17 protein-coding genes are annotated in these 17,541 nt (G+C 66.0%); 9 read left to right on the top strand and 8 right to left on the bottom strand.

The features are described from left to right. Nucleotides 1–36: 36 nt before the first annotated feature. Nucleotides 37–1,647 (top strand): electron transfer flavoprotein-ubiquinone oxidoreductase, encoded by a 1,611-nt coding sequence (locus tag FNZ56_RS11370; protein ID WP_143879945.1) that lies wholly within the window; start codon nucleotides 37–39, stop codon nucleotides 1,645–1,647. 170 nt (nucleotides 1,648–1,817) lie between these two features. On the opposite strand, the gene FNZ56_RS11365 is transcribed toward FNZ56_RS11370, so the two are convergent. The 4 genes from FNZ56_RS11365 to cysD form a co-directional block, all read right to left on the bottom strand. Further along, complete coding sequence (locus FNZ56_RS11365) at nucleotides 1,818–2,441, bottom strand: hypothetical protein (RefSeq protein WP_143879944.1); 624 nt, start codon at nucleotides 2,439–2,441, stop codon at nucleotides 1,818–1,820. Nucleotides 2,442–2,523: 82 nt separating this feature from the next. Further along, nucleotides 2,524–3,114 carry a hypothetical protein gene (locus tag FNZ56_RS11360; protein ID WP_143879943.1) on the bottom strand — a complete coding sequence of 197 codons (591 nt, stop codon included), beginning with the start codon at nucleotides 3,112–3,114 and terminating at the stop codon, nucleotides 2,524–2,526. Between the two features lie 201 nt (nucleotides 3,115–3,315). Beyond that, nucleotides 3,316–5,226: a sulfate adenylyltransferase subunit CysN gene (gene cysN / locus FNZ56_RS11355; RefSeq protein ID WP_143879942.1), complete on the bottom strand. Its 1,911-nt coding sequence runs from the start codon at nucleotides 5,224–5,226 to the stop codon at nucleotides 3,316–3,318. Then, entirely contained in the window at nucleotides 5,226–6,137 is a 912-nt protein-coding gene (gene cysD, locus FNZ56_RS11350) for a sulfate adenylyltransferase subunit CysD (RefSeq protein ID WP_143879941.1), read from the bottom strand. The genes cysN and cysD overlap by 1 nt, the downstream gene beginning before the upstream one ends. Nucleotides 6,138–6,298: 161 nt before the next feature. On the opposite strand from cysD, the gene FNZ56_RS11345 reads away from it, so the two are divergent. Then, complete coding sequence (locus FNZ56_RS11345; protein ID WP_143879940.1) at nucleotides 6,299–7,045, top strand: electron transfer flavoprotein subunit beta/FixA family protein; 747 nt, start codon at nucleotides 6,299–6,301, stop codon at nucleotides 7,043–7,045. Further along, nucleotides 7,045–7,983, top strand: coding sequence for an electron transfer flavoprotein subunit alpha/FixB family protein (locus tag FNZ56_RS11340; RefSeq protein WP_143879939.1), 939 nt, complete (start codon nucleotides 7,045–7,047; stop codon nucleotides 7,981–7,983). Before FNZ56_RS11345 ends, FNZ56_RS11340 begins: the two co-directional genes overlap by 1 nt. 73 nt (nucleotides 7,984–8,056) lie before the next feature. Here the strand turns inward: FNZ56_RS11340 and FNZ56_RS11335 are convergent, their stop codons facing one another. Both FNZ56_RS11335 and FNZ56_RS11330 read right to left on the bottom strand, forming a co-directional pair. After that, a complete protein-coding gene (locus FNZ56_RS11335) occupies nucleotides 8,057–9,271 on the bottom strand; it encodes an FG-GAP repeat domain-containing protein (RefSeq protein ID WP_185970740.1) in 1,215 nt (404 codons plus the stop codon). A 116-nt stretch (nucleotides 9,272–9,387) separates the two neighbouring features. After that, a complete protein-coding gene (locus FNZ56_RS11330; RefSeq protein WP_185970739.1) occupies nucleotides 9,388–11,760 on the bottom strand; it encodes a reprolysin-like metallopeptidase in 2,373 nt (790 codons plus the stop codon). Nucleotides 11,761–12,004: 244 nt separating this feature from the next. Here FNZ56_RS11330 and FNZ56_RS11325 point away from each other — a divergent pair, with 244 nt between their 5' ends. Continuing rightward, complete coding sequence (locus FNZ56_RS11325) at nucleotides 12,005–13,129, top strand: hypothetical protein (RefSeq protein WP_143879936.1); 1,125 nt, start codon at nucleotides 12,005–12,007, stop codon at nucleotides 13,127–13,129. 1 nt (nucleotide 13,130) lies between these two features. On the opposite strand, the gene FNZ56_RS11320 is transcribed toward FNZ56_RS11325, so the two are convergent. Both FNZ56_RS11320 and FNZ56_RS11315 read right to left on the bottom strand, forming a co-directional pair. Beyond that, nucleotides 13,131–13,760 (bottom strand): CoA transferase subunit B, encoded by a 630-nt coding sequence (locus FNZ56_RS11320; RefSeq protein WP_143879935.1) that lies wholly within the window; start codon nucleotides 13,758–13,760, stop codon nucleotides 13,131–13,133. Further along, nucleotides 13,760–14,500 carry a CoA transferase subunit A gene (locus FNZ56_RS11315; protein ID WP_143879934.1) on the bottom strand — a complete coding sequence of 247 codons (741 nt, stop codon included), beginning with the start codon at nucleotides 14,498–14,500 and terminating at the stop codon, nucleotides 13,760–13,762. Before FNZ56_RS11315 ends, FNZ56_RS11320 begins: the two co-directional genes overlap by 1 nt. A 145-nt stretch (nucleotides 14,501–14,645) precedes the next feature. Here FNZ56_RS11315 and FNZ56_RS11310 point away from each other — a divergent pair, with 145 nt between their 5' ends. The 5 genes from FNZ56_RS11310 to FNZ56_RS11290 are packed head-to-tail and all read left to right on the top strand — an operon-like array spanning nucleotide 14,646 to nucleotide 17,533. Further along, nucleotides 14,646–15,590, top strand: coding sequence for a glycosyltransferase family 2 protein (locus tag FNZ56_RS11310; protein WP_143879933.1), 945 nt, complete (start codon nucleotides 14,646–14,648; stop codon nucleotides 15,588–15,590). Next, nucleotides 15,583–16,320 carry a sulfotransferase family protein gene (locus tag FNZ56_RS11305; RefSeq protein ID WP_143879932.1) on the top strand — a complete coding sequence of 246 codons (738 nt, stop codon included), beginning with the start codon at nucleotides 15,583–15,585 and terminating at the stop codon, nucleotides 16,318–16,320. Before FNZ56_RS11310 ends, FNZ56_RS11305 begins: the two co-directional genes overlap by 8 nt. A gap of 32 nt (nucleotides 16,321–16,352) precedes the next feature. Further along, nucleotides 16,353–16,685, top strand: a complete 333-nt coding sequence (locus FNZ56_RS11300) for a DMT family transporter (RefSeq protein WP_143879931.1) — start codon at nucleotides 16,353–16,355, stop codon at nucleotides 16,683–16,685. Beyond that, a complete protein-coding gene (locus FNZ56_RS11295) occupies nucleotides 16,678–17,238 on the top strand; it encodes an acyltransferase (RefSeq protein WP_143879930.1) in 561 nt (186 codons plus the stop codon). The genes FNZ56_RS11300 and FNZ56_RS11295 overlap by 8 nt, the downstream gene beginning before the upstream one ends. Next, entirely contained in the window at nucleotides 17,225–17,533 is a 309-nt protein-coding gene (locus tag FNZ56_RS11290; protein ID WP_143879929.1) for an EamA family transporter, read from the top strand. The genes FNZ56_RS11295 and FNZ56_RS11290 overlap by 14 nt, the downstream gene beginning before the upstream one ends. Nucleotides 17,534–17,541 lie beyond the last annotated feature (8 nt).

Raw genomic sequence — 17,541 nt, 5'->3', positions numbered from 1 at the left:
TTAGAATGGCGCGATTCCACAGGGGCCGCCATCGCCATGACCGAGCAGATCGAACGCGATGTGATGGAGTACGACGTCGTCGCCGTCGGCGCGGGCCCGGCCGGCCTCGCGTTCGCGATCCGGCTCAAGCAGCTGAATCCGGAGATTTCGGTCTGCGTGATCGAGAAGGCTTCGGCCATCGGCGCGCAGATCCTGTCCGGCGCGGTAATCGAGACCGGACCGCTCGACGCGCTGCTGCCGGACTGGCGCAAGTCTCCACCGCCGATCTGCGTAGGCGCGAAGGAAGATGAATTCTGGCTGCTCAGCAAGACCGGTGGACGCAAGCTGCCGGTGCCGCCGGGCATGCACAACAAGGGCAACGTGATCGTCAGTCTCGGTGCGATGTGCGCGTGGCTCGCGCCACAGGCCGAAGCGCTGGGCGTGGAGATCTATCCGGGCTTCGCCGCAGCGGAAACGCTGCACGACGATTCGGGGAAAGTGATCGGCGTGCGCATCGGCGACATGGGCGTTGCGAAGGATGGTTCGCACAAGCCCGGCTACACGCCGGGCATCGACATCCACGCCAAGGTCACCGTGCTCGCCGAAGGCGCGCGCGGCAGCCTGACCAAACAGCTGATCAAGCGCTTCAAGCTCGACGCCGACAGCGATCCGCAGGGCTATTCGATCGGCATCAAGGAACTGTGGCAGGTGCCGGAAGACCGCGTTTCCCCCGGCAAGATCGTGCACAGCTTCGGCTGGCCCGCGGACAACAAAACCTACGGCGGCAGTTTCCTCTACCACCTCGACAAGGGCCGCATCGCGCTCGGTTACGTCAGCGGCCTCGACTACCACGATCCCGAATACAAGCCGTGGGAAGCCTTCCAGCAATGGAAGAACCATCCGATGGTGAAGCCGCTGCTGGAAGGCGGCAGCATCCTGTCCGCCGGCGCGCGCGCGATCGTGACCGGCGGCTGGCAATCGCTGCCGAAGGTGGAAATGCCCGGTGCGTTGCTGATCGGCGACACCGCCGGCCTGTTGAACGTGCCCAAGATCAAGGGCACGCACCAGGCGATCCGCAGCGGCATGCTCGCCGCCGAACACCTGGTCGCTTCGCAATTGTCACCGCAGGGCTTCGACGCGAAGTTGCGCGCGTCGGACGCGATGGCGGAACTGAAGAAGGTCCGCAACATCAAGCCCGGCTTCAAGCGCGGCCTGTGGTTCGGCATGTTGAACGCCGCGTGGGAAACCGTCACCGGTGGCCTGTCGCCGTGGACCCTGAAGAACAAGGCCGACTGGAGTTCGCTCGACAAGGTCGGCCAGCACGAGGAACCCAAGCGCGACTACGTCGAACGCACGCTGGCGCCGCGCGACCGCCTGCAGGGCGTGTACTACGCCGCGACCTCGCACGACGAGGACCAGCCAGTGCACCTCAAGGTCGCCGACACCGACATCTGCGTCACGCGTTGCAGCGTCGAATACGACAATCCCTGCACCCGCTTCTGCCCCGCCGGCGTGTACGAGATCGTCGAGGATGGCGCTGGCAAGCGCCTGCAGATCAACGCCGCCAACTGCGTGCACTGCAAGACCTGCGACATCAAGGACCCGTACGAGATCATCACCTGGGTCACGCCCGAGGGCGGCAGCGGGCCGAATTACCAGAACCTCTGACGTATCATCGCGTGGGGATCGCGCCAGATTTTTCGGCGACTGCGCGTCGCCTGCACGCATTGCAACTCGTGTCGGCGATGGCGTCCGCAGTTTTCGCGAAACTGAACGCGACGGTTGGCCGGCACCGATAATTTCCTGCGTTCTACATGGAGCGGACGCGTTCCCGGCGATCAGCCCCGCGGATCCGCGGCGGATTTTCCAGGCGCGCTTTGCGTCCCGTAGATGTGCATCGTCACCCGCCCATCGGGGCCGGTGACGGGAATCATCGTGGTCACCGGCAACTTGCCGGAGATATCGGTAGTGAGCGTATCGAGCACGCGATCCATGTCCGTGCCCGAACCCACTTCCATCTGGATCATGCAGCTCTTGCTGCGGCAATCGGCGTTGAGGGAACGGGGCTGGACCCCGGTCTCCGCCGCCGCGCCGACGATCGAATCCTCGACCGAAGCCTTGGTTTCGCCCGCCCACTTCGCGTCCAGCGGTTCGGCCATGAACTGCTGATCCAGTTTGGCGAGTTTGTCCTGCAACACCCTGGCGGCTTCTTCCGGCGTCGGCTGACTGCGCTCGCCCATGTCCGGCGCGTTGCGGGAAGGCGGTGGCGCATAACCGAGCTGGCTGGCCAGTTGCGCGCGTGACACTCCGTTGAGCACACCCGTCTCCAATGCGCGCTGCCGGTCTTCCAACTGCGCCAGGCGCTGGGCGTTTGCGGCCGCCTGCCGCTGACTGCCCGCGAAGTACGCCGCCACGACCAGCACGAGCGCAACGCCAACGAACATTATCTGCTTGCCTGTCATGGGCCGGATCCTCCGATCGATGGCCGACATGGAAACGGCGCCGACGGCATCGCCGGCACCGTGTTGCCACTCTCCACATTCCTCACGGAACGTAATAGAACCCGCCCGTATACTCGTACTCGTAGGTCTTGACGTAGTTCAACCGGACTTGCGGGGGAAGCCGGCAATTGAGCGAGACCGTGTCCGGGTTGAACGGACTCAATCCGTCCAGGACCGCCGGGTTGTACAGATAGGTGTAAGTCACGGTCGTCCCGCCTTGCACCTGTACGGCCGGGAACGCCGCGGTGGTGCGCGTGCCGTCGTAATCGAAACGGATCAGCGTGCAATTGGTGACCGGGGACTGGTTCGAAGGTACGGTGCTGTAGTCCAACCCGACCTCGATTTCCATGCCGCCAGGGCCAGTGCTGTCGTCGGAGTCGTCGACGTCGATGTCGTCATCGCCGTCGAACACCAGCGCGCAGGACACGTACCGATTCTGCGTGGAGATGTTGCGGACGCCTTCCGGATTGATGTACACGTCGCCGGTCTGGCTGCCGGTGCTGGGCTGGCATTGCGAACCAGCCATGATCTTGCGGTTGGTGGTATAGCCCAGGCCGGTCGCGCTGGCGTCGGCCAACAGCAGGCCGGTGCACAGGACGCCGCAGGTCAGGGCGAGGAGATTGCTCGTCTTCATGGGTTTTCCCTGGATTCGTATCGGGCGGCTCGTGCCGCATTCCGTATCCACGCCGGAAGCGGTCATGACCGGCCAACCCTCGTGTCTCCCTGGCTGAACGGACGCGGCCGCAGGGATTCATGGACCGCGAAAAGAAAGACCCGCCAATGTGGCGGGTCCGGATTGCATGGATGCGCGTGGGCCCGAAGGATCCGGCTCTCATCACGCGCCGAGCACGGCCTTCACCAGTTGCTCGGCCAGCGCTTCCGCCGTCGCATTCGCGGTCTGCAGCACCACTTCCGCGTTCTCGGGTTCTTCGTACGGCGAATCGATGCCGGTGAAGTGCTTGATCTCGCCCGCGCGCGCCTTGGCGTACAGGCCCTTCACGTCGCGCTTCTCCGCGAGCTCGAGCGGCGTGTCGATGAACACCTCGACGAACTCGCCATCGTCGAACAACTCGCGCGCCATGCGCCGCTCGGCGCGGAACGGGGAAATGAAGCTGACCAGCACGATCAGGCCCGAATCGACCATCAGCTTCGCCACCTCGGCGACGCGGCGGATGTTCTCGACGCGGTCCTCGTCGGTGAAGCCGAGGTCCTTGTTCAGTCCGTGGCGCACGTTGTCGCCATCGAGCAGGTAGGTGTGCTGGCCCATCGCCAGCAGCTTCTTCTCGACCAGGTTCGCGATCGTCGACTTGCCCGAACCGGACAGGCCGGTGAACCACACGCAGCGCGGCTGCTGGTGCTTGATGCGCGCGCGCGCGGCCTTGTCCACCTCGAGGTGGTGCCAGTGGATGTTGCCGGCGCGGCGCAACGCGAAGTCGAGCGTGCCGGCGGCGACCGTGGCGTTGGTCTGGCGATCGATCAGGATGAACGCGCCGAGCTCGCGGTTGTCGGCGTAGGGTTCGAACGCGACCGCCTGGTCGAGGTAGAGGTTGCAGGCCGCGACTTCGTTGAGTTCGAGGTGCTTGGCCGCGAGCTCGTCCTGGGTGTTGACGTCGATCTTGTGCTTGATCTCGGTGACCTGCGCGCCGATCGTGCGCGCGCCGATCTTGATGAAGTACGGGCGCCCGGGCAGCAGCGGCGCATCGTCCATCCACAGCAGGTGCGCGGCGAACTGGTCGGAGGTTTCCGTCGGATCGGACCCGGCGGCGATCACGTCGCCGCGGCTGGCGTCGATTTCGTCGTCCAGGGTCAGCACCACCGCCTGGCCGGCGCGGGCGACGTCGAGGTCGCCGTCCGCGGTGACGATGCGGGCGATGCGCGAACGCCGGCCCGAGGGCAGCACCACGATCTCCATGCCCGGCTTCGCTTCGCCCGCGGCGAGCGCGCCGGCGAAACCGCGGAATTCGTGGTTGGGGCGGCAGACCCATTGCACCGGCATCCGCAGCGCGTCGACCTTGCCGCCGGCATCGACCTGCACGTTCTCCAGGTGCTCGAGCAGGGACTCGCCGTGGTACCACGGCGTCGCCGGCGAACGCTCCAGCATGTTGTCGCCCTTCAGCGCCGACAACGGGATCGCGGTGACGTTGGGGATGCCGAGCGTGGCGGCGAGTTCGCGGTAGCCGGCGACGATCTCCTCGAAGCGTTCCTGCGAATAATCGACCAGATCCATCTTGTTCACCGCCAGCACCACGTGGCGGATGCCAAGCAGCGAGACGATGTAGCTGTGCCGGCGGGTCTGCGTGAGCAGGCCCTTGCGCGCATCGACCAGCACGATGGCGAGGTCGGCGGTGGACGCGCCGGTGGCCATGTTGCGGGTGTACTGCTCGTGCCCCGGGCAGTCGGCGACGATGAACTTGCGCTTGTCGGTGCCGAAGAAGCGGTAGGCGACGTCGATCGTGATGCCCTGCTCGCGCTCGGCGGCGAGGCCATCCACCAGCAGCGCGAAATCGATCTCCTCGCCCTGCGTGCCGTGGCGGCGGCTGTCGGATTCGAGCGCCGCGAGCTGGTCGTCCAGCAACAGCTTGGTGTCGTGCAGCAGGCGCCCGATCAGGGTGCTCTTGCCGTCGTCGACGCTGCCGCAGGTGATGAAGCGGAGCAGGCTCTTGGTTTCATGCTGCTGCAGGTAGGCGGCGACTTCGGCCGCGGCGTCCTGTCGTGCTTCCATGCCGGCATCATCCTGGATCGACATCAGAAATACCCCTCCTGCTTCTTCTTCTCCATCGACGCGGTCGGGTCGTGGTCGATCACCCGGCCCTGACGTTCGGACGTGGTCGCAACCAGCATCTCGGCGATGATCTTCTCCAGCGTGTCGGCCTCGGATTCGATCGCGCCCGTCAGCGGATAACAGCCCAGGGTGCGGAAACGGACTTTCTTCATCATCGGCGTCTCGCCGTCGCGTAGCGGCAGGCGCTCGTCGTCGACCATGATCAGCGAACCGTCCCGTTCGACCACCGGGCGCTCCTGCGCGAGGTACAGCGAGGGCACCGGGATGTTCTCGCGGAAGATGTACAGCCAGACGTCGAGTTCGGTCCAGTTCGAGATCGGGAACACGCGCACCGATTCGCCCTTGTGGATGCGCGCGTTGTAGAGGTTCCACAATTCCGGGCGCTGGGTCTTGGGATCCCAGCGGTGCTGTGCGTTGCGGAAGCTGAAAATGCGTTCCTTGGCGCGCGATTTCTCCTCGTCGCGGCGCGCGCCGCCGATGGCGGCGTCGAAACCCCACTTGTCCAGCGCCTGCTTCAGCGCCTGGGTCTTCATCACGTCGGTATGCACGGTGGCGCCGTGCGTGATCGGGCCGATGCCCTGAGCCAGCCCGTCCGGATTGGTCCACTTGCGCAGTTCGACCCCGGTCTCCGCGGCGCGGCGGTCGCGGAAGGCGATCATTTCGCGGAATTTCCACGTCGTGTCGACGTGCAGCATCGGGATCGGCGGCTTGGCCGGGTAGAAGGCCTTCACCAGCAGGTGCAGCAGCACCGAACTGTCCTTGCCGACCGAGTACATCATCACCGGGTTCTGGAACTCGGCTGCGACCTCGCGCAGGATATGGATGCTCTCCGCTTCAAGGCGGTCGAGGTGGGACAACGGGCGCGGGGCTGGCATCGGCTGTCAAACTGTGAAAGGAGTCGCAGTCTAGCCCAGCCTCGCCTACATTCGCCATCGAACGGCCCGACCGAAGCATCGGGATGGCCCCTGCGGCTAAAATCGCCGGTTCATGGCCTCTCCGGGCCGTCGAATTCGTTTTCCCAGAGCCATTCCCGCACATGAAAATCCTTGTCGGCTACAAGCGCGTGGTGGACTTCAACGTCCGCATCCAGGTCAAGCCGGATGGTTCCGGCGTGGTCACCGATGGCGTCAAGCTGTCGCCCAATCCGTTCGACGACATCGCGCTGGAAGAAGCCCTGCGCCTGCGCGACAAGGGCATCGCGACCGAAGTCGTGGTCGCCACGATCGCGCCGGCCGATGCCCAGCCGCACCTCCGCAACGGCCTGGCGATGGGCGCCAACCGCGCCATCCACGTGGTCGCCGACGGCCCGTTGCAGCCGCTGACCGCGGCGCGCACCTTCGTCAAGTTGATCGAGAAGGAGCAGCCGGACCTGGTCATCCTCGGCAAGCAGGCGATCGACGACGACGCCAGCCAGACCGGGCAAATGCTCGCCACGCTGTGGGGTCGCCCGCAGGCGACATTCGCCTCGAAGCTCGATATCGAAAACGGCAAGGCCACGGTGGTGCGCGAAGTCGACGCCGGCCTGGAAACGCTTGAAGTGGATTTGCCGGCGGTGGTGACCACCGACCTGCGCCTCAACGAACCGCGCTTCATCAAGCTGCCGGACATCATGAAGGCCAAGGGCAAGCCGCTGGAGACCATCGCGTTCGCCGACCTCGGCGTCGACGGTGGCGACACGCTCAAGACCACGCATTACGCGGCGCCGGCCAAGCGCAGCCGCGGCGTGATGGTGAAGGATGCGGCCGAACTGGTCGCCGCACTCAAGCAGAAGGGATTGCTGTGATGGGCAAGGTACTGATCGTCGCCGAACACGTGGACGGCAAGCTCAACGCTTCGACTGCGAAGTGCGTGTCCGCCGCGCAGGCGCTGAAGCCCGATTCCATCGACATCGTGGTGCTCGCCGCGGATCCGGTCGGCGTCGCCGCCGAAGCCGCGCAGATCGCCGGCGTGGCGAAGGTGCTCACCGTCGCCAATGCGGCGAACGCGAACGCCATCGCGCAGGTGCAGGCACCGCAGGTCGCGGCGCTGGCCAAGGGCTACAGCCACGTGTTCGGCCCGAGCACCACCTTCGGCAAGGACGTGATGCCTTGCATCGCCGCCCTGCTCGGCGTGGCGCAGGTGTCCGACGTGATGGCAGTCGAAGGCAGCCACGTGTTCAAGCGCCCGATCTACGCCGGCAACGCCATCATCACCGTAGAAGCGCCGAGCGACCATGCCGTGGTCGCCACGATCCGCACCGCCTCGTGGCCGGAAGCCGCGCGCGGCGGCAACGCCGCGGTCGAAGCTGCTTCGGTCGATGCCGCGCTGCCGACGCATACCCGTTATGTCGGCCTCGCTGCCGGCAAGTCGGATCGCCCCGACCTGCAGAGCGCGAAGCGCGTGGTGTCGGGCGGACGCGGCGTCGGCTCGAAGGAGAACTTCGAGATCATCTACAAGTTCGCCGACAAGCTCGGCGCGGCCGTTGGCGCCTCGCGCGCCGCGGTCGATGCCGGCTACGTGCCGAACGAACTGCAGGTCGGACAGACCGGCAAGATCATCGCGCCGGAGCTGTACGTCGCGGTCGGCATTTCCGGTGCCATCCAGCACCTGACCGGGATCAAGGACGCCGGCACCATCGTCGCGATCAACAAGGACAGCGACGCGCCGATCTTCGAGATCGCCGACATCGGGCTGGTGGGCGATCTGTTCCAGGTCTTGCCGGAGTTGGAACAGGCGCTCTGACCGGAGCGGACGCCGATCCTGCAAGCCTCGCGTCCGCTGCATCGAACCGCCCCGGGCGGGGCGGCGGCGTTCCTCAGAGAGCGATGTCCATCGGATTGCTCGTGGCCGGCTGGAACGTGTTGGGCAACAGGCTCGTCGCGAACCCGTAGCCGACGCTCTGCGAGAGCCAGATTTGCCCACTCTGCGGGTGCACCCAGCCCACGTCGCCCAGTCCGTCGTGGTTGAAGTCGCCGTTGGCGACCAGCACCGCGCCGGCGGCGGGACTGGCGCTCGAGTTGTATGCCAGGCGCGTCATCCCGTCCATGTACCAGACGACCAGCCGGTTCAAGGTCGCGGAGTGCAGCAGGATGTCGGCCCGGCCGTCGCCGTTGACATCGGTGACGCCACGCAGCGTGTAGCTCGTGTCGTGCGACTGGATCTGGCGCATCTGGAACGCCGCGCCATGGCTGATGGCCATGAACAGCGCGCCCTGCGACCCTTCGAACAGGAGGTCGTCCAGCTTGTCGTCGTTGAAGTCGCCGGCGGTGATGAAACGCAGGCCGGCCGGAAGCGTCTGCGACGTATAGGCAACCCGGTTGCCGTTGACCATGAACCAGGTCGTGATCTTCCCGACGGTACTGTCGAACAGGAGGATGTCGGATTTGCCGTTCCCGTCGAAATCGCCCGCCGCTATGGCGCGCGACGTGCTGGTGTAGGGCAATGCCTGCTGTGCGAACTGCGCGCCGTTGGAAATGCCCAGGTACAGCGCGCCGGTGGTGTTGTCGGCAAGCAACAGGTCGTCGCGCCGGTCGTCGCTGAAATTCCCGGTCCCGACGACGAGTCGCGTCCCCGGGATCGAGGACGTCGAATACGCCGTCCGCGCAGTGCCATTCATGTACCAGACCACCAGGGTGCTGGCCGAATGGTTGAAGAAAAACAGGTCGGACGTGCCATTCCCGTTGGCGTCGATATGGCGCGCCGCCCGCATCACCGGCGTGCCTGACGCCGCCGCGGCACGGAAGCCCGTCGCCACTGCCTGGATCGGCAGGTAAGGATCCTGCGTGTCGTTTTCGTTCGCGGCATCCTGCGTGCCGTCGTCGATCAACGGCTGCACGTCGTTTCGCGGTTCCTCGCCGCGGTCCGCGACAGTTGCGAAGCGCCCGCCCGCCGTCGCCACGGGAGACGATGCCGTCGCACTGCCCTGTGCCATGGCGTTCGCCGTGCGCGCCTCGTTGCCATCCTGCCGCGCGCACGCCGCCAACGACAGGATGGTCGCCAGAACCATCGTGGAATGACCCATCGGACGCATGCCGGTTTCCCCCTGTGAACAGCGCGGATGCACGGGCATTCTGCCGTGCGGCAATCGCTTCGGCAAATCCCCGGGGGCGCCGGATGCGCGTGCCCGGGGAAAGTCCGCGCCAAACGCTACAACGCGATATCCATCGGATCGCCGGTGCTGGACGTATACGAATACGCCAGCTGGCTGGTCGTGAACGCGGATCCGCTACTGAGCGACAACCAGACGCTTCCGTTCGTCGGGTGGGCCCAGGCGACATCGCTCTTCTTGTTGCCGTCGAAATCACCGTGCGCGACGAGCACGGCTCCCGATGGACTTGTCATCGAATTGTAGGCGGTGCGTGTGGACCCGTTCATGTACCAGACGACCAGTTTGTTCGCGGACGAATCGTGCAGCAGGATGTCCGCCCTCCCGTCCCCGCTGATGTCGGTGGCGCCACGCAGCGCGTACGTGCTGGCATAGGCCAGCCCCACCGGCTGCAATGTGAACGAACTCCCCGTGCTGATCGCGATGAAGAGGTTGCGCTGCGCATCCTGGAACAGCAGGTCTGCCTTCTTGTCGCCGTTGAAGTCCGCCGCGAGCACGTAAGTCAAACCGGTCGAGAACGCCTGCGACTTGTAGGCCGCGCGCACGCCGTTGTTCATGTACCAGATCACGACCTGTCCGGTGCTCGCGTTGCGGACCACGATGTCGGCCTTGCCGTTGCCGTCGATGTCGGCCACGTCGAGCGCCTGCGAGCCGGAGGATACGGCGGGCGACATCGGCTGCGGCGCGAACGTGCTGCCGTTGCTCATTCCGATGTACAGGCTGCCGTTGCTGCCCGCCAGCAGCAGGTCGTCCTTGCCGTCGGCGTTGAAGGCGCCCGCGCCGATGACCGAATACGACGCAGGGATCGTCGACGACGCATAAGCGGTCCTCGTGGTGCCGCTCATGAACCAGGTCACGATCCTGCCGCTCGCGTGGTTGAAGAAGAACAGGTCGGTGCGCGCATTGCCGTTCGCATCGATCCTGCGCGCAACCGGCAGGGACGATCCGCCATCGTCGTCCGGCACCACCGTCGCGCGGAACCCGGATACGGGCGGCATGATGAACCCGAGGCTCTTCGCGTTGTCCTCCGAGTTGTTCACGCCACACGCAAACGTGCCGCAGAAGGTGACGCGCGGATTCGAGAAAACCAGGTACGAGGTCTGGCCGGCGTCGCCATAGGCCATGATCGTGTAGAAATCCTTGTTGAGCGTCGTCGGCTTGTAGCCGAAGGAATAATCGAACGCGCCGTAGTCGTCCGGATCGTCGAGCACATGGTCGTCGCTCATCTGGGTCGCGCGGTCGTGCGCCGACCCCATGTTGTGCCCGAGCTCGTGGGCCAGGGTGTGCTCCTCGCAGTAATACCCGTTGTCGCTGCCATCGCTGACCACCGAATAGCCGTAGCCCTCCCATCCGTTGGTCGCGGTCACCGGCTGCTTGCCGCCGCCGATCAGCCAGGCGATGCCGCAGCTTTCCTGTTCGGGATCCCGGAAGGGACGCACCAGCGACACGAGGTCGGCGCCATAGGTCTCGCGCGCGGCGCGCAGGGCGTTGAATGCAGTATTGATGGGGACATCATTCTGGCCGTCGGTCCCGGAGAGTTGATCCAGCGCGATCTCGTTGGTATTGGTATCGGTGTAATTCACCTGCATCGTGTGCACGAGGCGTATCTGGCCTGCCACCTTGCTGTTCGTCAGGCCCGCATTGGCCGTGTCGACCATGCTGTTCAGGCGGGTCACCACGTTCGCGGTGCTGCCCTGGGCGGTCACGAATCCCTGCGTGTAACCGATGAGCAGGTCGACCGTCGTCGTGGCAGCCGCCGCGGAGGCGGGCCTGGGGGCGAGCGCTGCCGGATTCGCGGCGCCCGCGGCAGGCTGCAACTCGCGCAGGCGCTCCAGTACGGCCGGGGAAACGATCCGGTAATCGGGCGAAACAGGATTGGCCGCAAGGCTGGAAAGATCCTTGAGCAAGCTCGGGTCGGTTTCCACCAGCCAGCTCGCGCCGCCGCGCATCGTGAGTCGGAGCGGGCGCGCATCGGGTTGGCCGATGCTGCCGTAAACCGCACCGGTACCGAAGGTCAGGATCGCCTGCACGCCTTCCTGTCCTGGCAGGTGTCCGATCCAGGTCCAGTCGCCGGAATCCGGATGGCGCACGATGCGGTCGTACTGGAACCCGAGCAAGCGGCCGTTCGGGGCCACGACTCGCAACATGCCGCTCGTGATCGCGTCGATCGCGTGCCGTTCGCTGAGATCGGCACGGTGCCATGTGTAGGCGCCATCGCGCACCGGCGCCTGCGCGTCGTAACGCAGCAGCTCCCCGCGGTCGGGCAAGGCGGCGAAACGCGCGCTCGCCGCGGTCGATGAACGCGCCGCGGGAACGACGCCCTGCGCCGCAGGATTCGACGACTGGCGCGCGACCCGGCCATCGGCATCCGCGCCGCCGCCCTGCTTCGTGCACGCCGCCAAGGACAGTCCCATGACCAGGACCGTCCCGAAAATACCGATCGAGCGCATGCCGCTTCCCCTGTTTCGACCCGCAAATGTGCGGTTATCCTGCCGCTTGGCAGGGGAATTCGCAATCGCGCGGGAAAAACCCGCGGCGCGTCACAATCCGCCCTGCATTCAGCACCGCGGGATTCCGCCGAAGCCGCGCCGTAGACTCCGCGTGGCCCACGGACGGCACCGTGGACGTCAACCCGCATCCCGCGACGAGGTCCGGCCGATGATCGGCATCATCCACATGGGCGCCGCCAAGACCGGTTCCAGCACGCTGCAGGAATTCTTCCACCTCAATCGCGAACGGTTGCGCGACGCCGGCGTGTTCTACCCGCGCTCCCCTGGGGCGAAGCAGCACGGCCTGCTCGCCGAATCCTGCATCGACCCCGCGCGGGAACCGGAACGCGAAGCAGCCGAACGCCGCAATCGCGAATTCCGCGAATCCTTCGCCCGCGAAATGGAACGCGACGCGGGCGGCATGCGCCACCTGCTGGTTTCCTCGGAGCTGTTCCATGCGCGGCTGTGGAACGCGGGCGAGGTTGAAAAGTTGAAGGCGCTGCTCGAACCGTGGTGTTCGTCATGGCGCATCGTGTTCTACATGCGCCGCCAGGATCGCTACGCGGCCAGCCTGCACAGCACCTACCTGCGCCGCGGCGGCGAGTCGGACGCGATCCTCGACGTCCTCAACCCGCATCATTTCGACTACGGCGGCATCCTCGCGATGTGGTCAGGCGTGTTCGGCAGCGGGGCGCTGCTGCCGCGAGTGTTCGAACGCGACGCGCTGGCCGGCGGCGACATCGTCGCGGACTTCATCGAAGCCAGCGGCTTGCCGCTCGCGCTCGATGGATGTGCGCGCCCCCCCGACCGCAACGCCGCGCTGTCGGCCGATGCGCAGTGGTTCCTGCGCGAATTCAACCGTCGCCGGCCACGCTCCGTCGATGCAATGTCGGACGGTGAAACGCTATTGCGCCGCAATATCGCGGCGTTCCTGGAGTCGCGTTGCGCGGGCGCGCCGGCCCTGCCCACGCGCGATGCGGCGCGCGCGTTCTACGCCGGGTATCGCGCGTCGAATGCCGACGTGGCGCGACGCTGGTTCGGGCGCGATGCGCTGTTCGACGAATCCTTCGACGACTATCCGGATGTCGCCGCCGATGCGGCACCCGATGCGATGGACATCACCGCGCCGCTGCTGCGCGAACTTGCGGCGAATTCGCTGTGGCTGGACGAAGACCGGCGCAAGCGGCTCGCAAACGCGAAATCGACGCCTGCGCTGCTCGCCATCCTGGCCGGCTATCTCGAGGAATGCGATCCGGCGCTCGCGCAACGCTTGCGCGACGCCGTTCCGGACTGACTCAGCCGGTGACCGCGACTCCGGTCTTCGCCGTGACCTCGTCGCGACTCACGCCTTCGGCCAGTTCCACCAGTTTCAGGCCATCCGCCGTCACGTCGAATACGCCGAGTTCGGTGATGATGCGGTTGACCACGCCCACGCCGGTGAGCGGCAGCGTGCACTCGGGGATGATCTTCGGATCGCCGTTCTTGGTGGTGTGCTCCATCAGCACCACCACGCGCTTCACGCCGGCGACCAGGTCCATCGCGCCGCCCATGCCCTTGACCATCTTGCCGGGCACCATCCAGTTGGCGAGGTCGCCCTTGTCGGTGACTTCCATCGCGCCGAGGATGGCGAGGTCGATGTGGCCGCCGCGGATCATCGCGAACGAATCGTGGCTGCCGAAATAGCTGGCACCCGGCATCGCGGTGACGGTCTGCTTGCCGGCGTTGATCAGGTCGGCGTCGATTTCCGCTTCGGTCGGGAACGGGCCGATGCCGAGCAGGCCGTTCTCGCTCTGCAGCCACACGTTCATGCCGTCGGGGATGTAGTTCGCCACCAGCGTCGGCAGGCCGATGCCGAGGTTGACGTAGGCGCCGTCGCTCAGTTCCCGTGCGGCGCGTTGCGCCATCTCATCGCGGGTCCAGGCCATCACTTGTCTCCCTGGCGGATCGTGCGCTGTTCGATGCGCTTCTCCGGATGCGGGTTGTGCACGATGCGATCGACGTAGATGCCCGGCAGGTGCACCTGGTCGGGATCGATCGCGCCGATCTCGACCACTTCCTCGACTTCGGCGACGCAGACCTTGCCGGCCATCGCGCAGGCCGGGTTGAAGTTGCGCGCGGTCTTGCGGAACACCAGGTTGCCGGCCGCGTCCGCCTTCCATGCCTTCACCAGCGAAACGTCGGCCTTCAGCGCGGTTTCCAGCACGTACCAGCGGCCGTCGATCTGCCGCGTTTCCTTGCCGTCGGCGACCACGGTGCCGTAACCGGTCGCGGTGAAGAACGCGGGAATGCCGGCGCCACCGGCACGCAGGCGTTCGGCCAGCGTGCCCTGCGGGTTGAACTCCAATTCGAGCTCGCCGCCGAGGAACTGGCGTTCGAATTCCTTGTTCTCGCCGACGTAGGACGAAATCATCTTCCTGATCTGCCGCGTCGTCAGCAGCTGGCCGAGGCCGAAGCCGTCGACGCCGGCGTTGTTGGAGATCACGGTCAGGCCCTTCACGCCCGAATCGCGCAAGGCCGCGATCAGCGCCTCGGGGATGCCGCACAGGCCGAAACCGCCGACCGCGAGGGTCTGCCCGTCGGCGACGAGGCCGGAGAGCGCGGTGGCCGCGTCGGGATATCGCTTGCGTCCCGCGCCACCGGATGAAGTGGAAGTGTTGCCCGCCATCGTTTTTTCCAGCGATCCGGAACGAGCCGACAGTCTACCCGCTCCACCGCCGCCCGACATTGGACGATGGTCCGCGGGCCTGCTGCTAGAATTCAGGCATGCGGCGCAGGCCAGGATCGTCGCGGCGCTTTCCACGGACCCACGCATGACTCCAGCCGGAACCCCCGAATTCTCGGTCGTGATCCCGGTGTTCAACAGCCAGGACATCGTCCGCGAAACCATCGAGCGCACGTCGTCGTTCTTCAATGCCCGCGGCTGGAGCCACGAGATCATCGTGGTCAACGACGGCAGCCGCGACCGCAGCTGGGACGTGCTCGCGCAAGCCGCGCGCGACATCCCTGGCGTGGTCGCCATCGATCTGCTGCGCAACAGCGGGCAGCACAACGCCAACCTCTGCGGCTTCCGCGCTTCGCGCGGCGCCTGGGTCGTCACCATGGACGACGACCTGCAGAATCCGCCGGAGGAAATCGCGCACCTCGTGGAGAAGGCTCGCGAAGGCTTCGACCTCGTGATCGGCCAATTCCATTCCAAGCAACACGCCGGCTACCGACGCCTCGGTTCGCGGATGGTGCGCACGATCAACCAGCGCATCTTCGGGCAGGAGAAGGATCTCGTCCTCAGCAATTTCCGACTGATCCGCCGCGATGTCGTCGACCGCGTCTGCGCCTACCGCGGGCCCTTCCCGTACGTCCCCGGCCTGTGCCTGCTCTACTCCGGGAAGCGTGCGAACACCCTGGTCGAACACCACCCGCGCCGGGTCGGCAGCAGCAACTACAACTGGCGCCGCATCCTGACGTTGCTCGCGACCATCCTGTTCAATTATTCGTCGTTCCCGTTGCGGGTCGTCGCCGCGCTCGGACTGGCGACGGCGGGCTTCAGCTTCCTGCTCGGGCTGTTCTTCCTCGCCGAAGGACTGCTGCACGGCACGAACGTCCCCGGCTGGACCACGCTCGTGGTGCTCCTGTCCTTCTTCAACGGCGTGACCATGCTGATGCTCGGCATGCTCGGCGAATACGTGATCCGGATCATCAACCAGCTCAACATGGCCGATCCGTACTTCGTCCGCGAAACCATCCGCCACGATGCCTGAGCATTTCTTCATCTGCGGCGCGCAACGTTCGGCGACCACGTACCTGTACCGGATGCTCGACCAGCACCCCGGCATCGCCATGGCGAAGCCGATGCGCCCCGAGCCGAAGTACTTCATCCGGCCGCGCGCGAACGACGACCTGGCCGAATACCGCGCCACGTTCTTCGCCGGCGCGGATGCGCAATGGTTCGGCGAGAAAAGCACTTCCTACATCGAATATCCGGAGGCCGCGGAACGGATCTCGCGGCTGCTGCCGGACGCGACGTTGTTCTTCATGCTGCGGGACCCGGTCGAACGCGCGATCTCGAACTACCGGTTCAGCCACGGAAACGGCCTCGAACCGCTTTCGATCGAACGGGCGCTCGACGCCGAGGCCGGGCGCATCGCCGAAGGAGGATCGGCCGCGACGTCCGTGTCGCCATACGCCTATGTCGCGCGCGGCCGGTACGTGGATTACCTCGAACCGTGGTTCGCGCATTTCCCCGCCAGCCGGATCCACCTGCTCGTCGCCGAACGGCTGGTCGGATCCCGCGACGGGCTGCGCGACGTCTTCGCCCGGCTCGGCCTCGGCGGCGATATTCCGCTCGAGGGCGTCGACGAACCCTTCAACCAGTCTTCCTCGCCGTCCGGGATTCCGGAGGGCGTGCGCGAACGCCTGCGCGCCGAGTTCGCTGGCAGCAACCTCGAGCTGCAGCGCCGTTACGGCGTGGACGTGGGCGCATGGGGCTGATGCGGCCACGCGTTCCGCATGGACGCGGCATGATGGTCGCGCTCGTCCTGGCGACCGTGCTCATCCAGATCGCGGTCGCGGTGCTGCTGAAGGAACTGGCCGATGCCCACCATGGTTGGCAGCCCTGGTTCCTGCTGATCCTCGCGGTGGCGGTCGGGCTGAACGGATTGCGGTTCGTGATCTGGGGCTACACGCACAGGCACTATCCCCTGAGCCATTCCTACCCGCTCACGGCTTTGTTCTTTCCGTGCATCCTGCTGCTTTCGTCCTGGTATGGCGAACCGATCGGCTGGCAGAAGATCGCCGGCGTCGCGGTCATCATGCTCGGGCTCGGCCTGATGACCTGGGAATCCGGCGATGCCTGACCTCGATTCGATCTGGGCGCGCCCGCGCGCCAAGCGCTGGCTCAACTTCGCCTATGTCTATGCCGCGCACCTGCTGCACTTGCTGCTCGACGTGTCGCCATGGTTCGTGCGCAACGCGGCGTGGAGGCTGCTGCTCGGCGGATGCGGCAAGGGCGTGTTCTTCGACCATCGCGTCTACGTCAAATTCCCGTGGCTGGTCTCGATCGGCGACGACGTGAGCATCAACCGCGGCGTCGAGTTCTACTGCAGCCTGCGCGAACGCAGCCGGATCCGGATCGGCTCGAACGTGCGCATCGCGCCGAACGTGCGCTTCCACGCGGCGGGCCATGACCCCGACCATCCGGACCTCGCGGACAACGGCGCGGACATCGTCGTCGAGGACGGCGCCTGGATCGGCGCGGGATCGCTGGTGTTGCAAGGCGTGCGCATCGGACGCGGCGCAGTCGTGGCCGCCGGCAGCGTCGTGACACGCGACATCCCGCCCAACTGCATCGCCGGCGGCGTCCCGGCGAAGGTGCTGCGCGAGCGCCGGACCGACCATGCATCCTCTTGACTGGCTGATCGCGTCGCTGGGGTGCACCGCGCTGGCGCAGGTGGCATTCAAGCTGCACGCACGGAACCGCCAGCGCTGGCTGCTGGGCAGCGCGATAGCGCTTTTCCTGCTGGTTCCCTACACCACCTACAATGCGCTGCGTGGCCTGTCCCTGGACACGGTCTACGTCGCGACCGCCGCTTCGCAACTCCTGGTGGTGGCGCTTTCGCTGGCCTTCATGGGCGAGCGCTATTCGTTGCGGCAATACGCCGGCTTCTTGCTGGTGCTCGCAGGAATCGTCCTCTACAACCGCTGACAGGCGCC

Source organism: Lysobacter lycopersici (assembly GCF_007556775.1).
GTDB lineage: Bacteria > Pseudomonadota > Gammaproteobacteria > Xanthomonadales > Xanthomonadaceae > Pseudoluteimonas > Pseudoluteimonas lycopersici.
The sequence above is the reverse complement of the archived record's forward strand: the minus strand, read 5'-3'. Positions and strand labels throughout refer to the sequence as shown.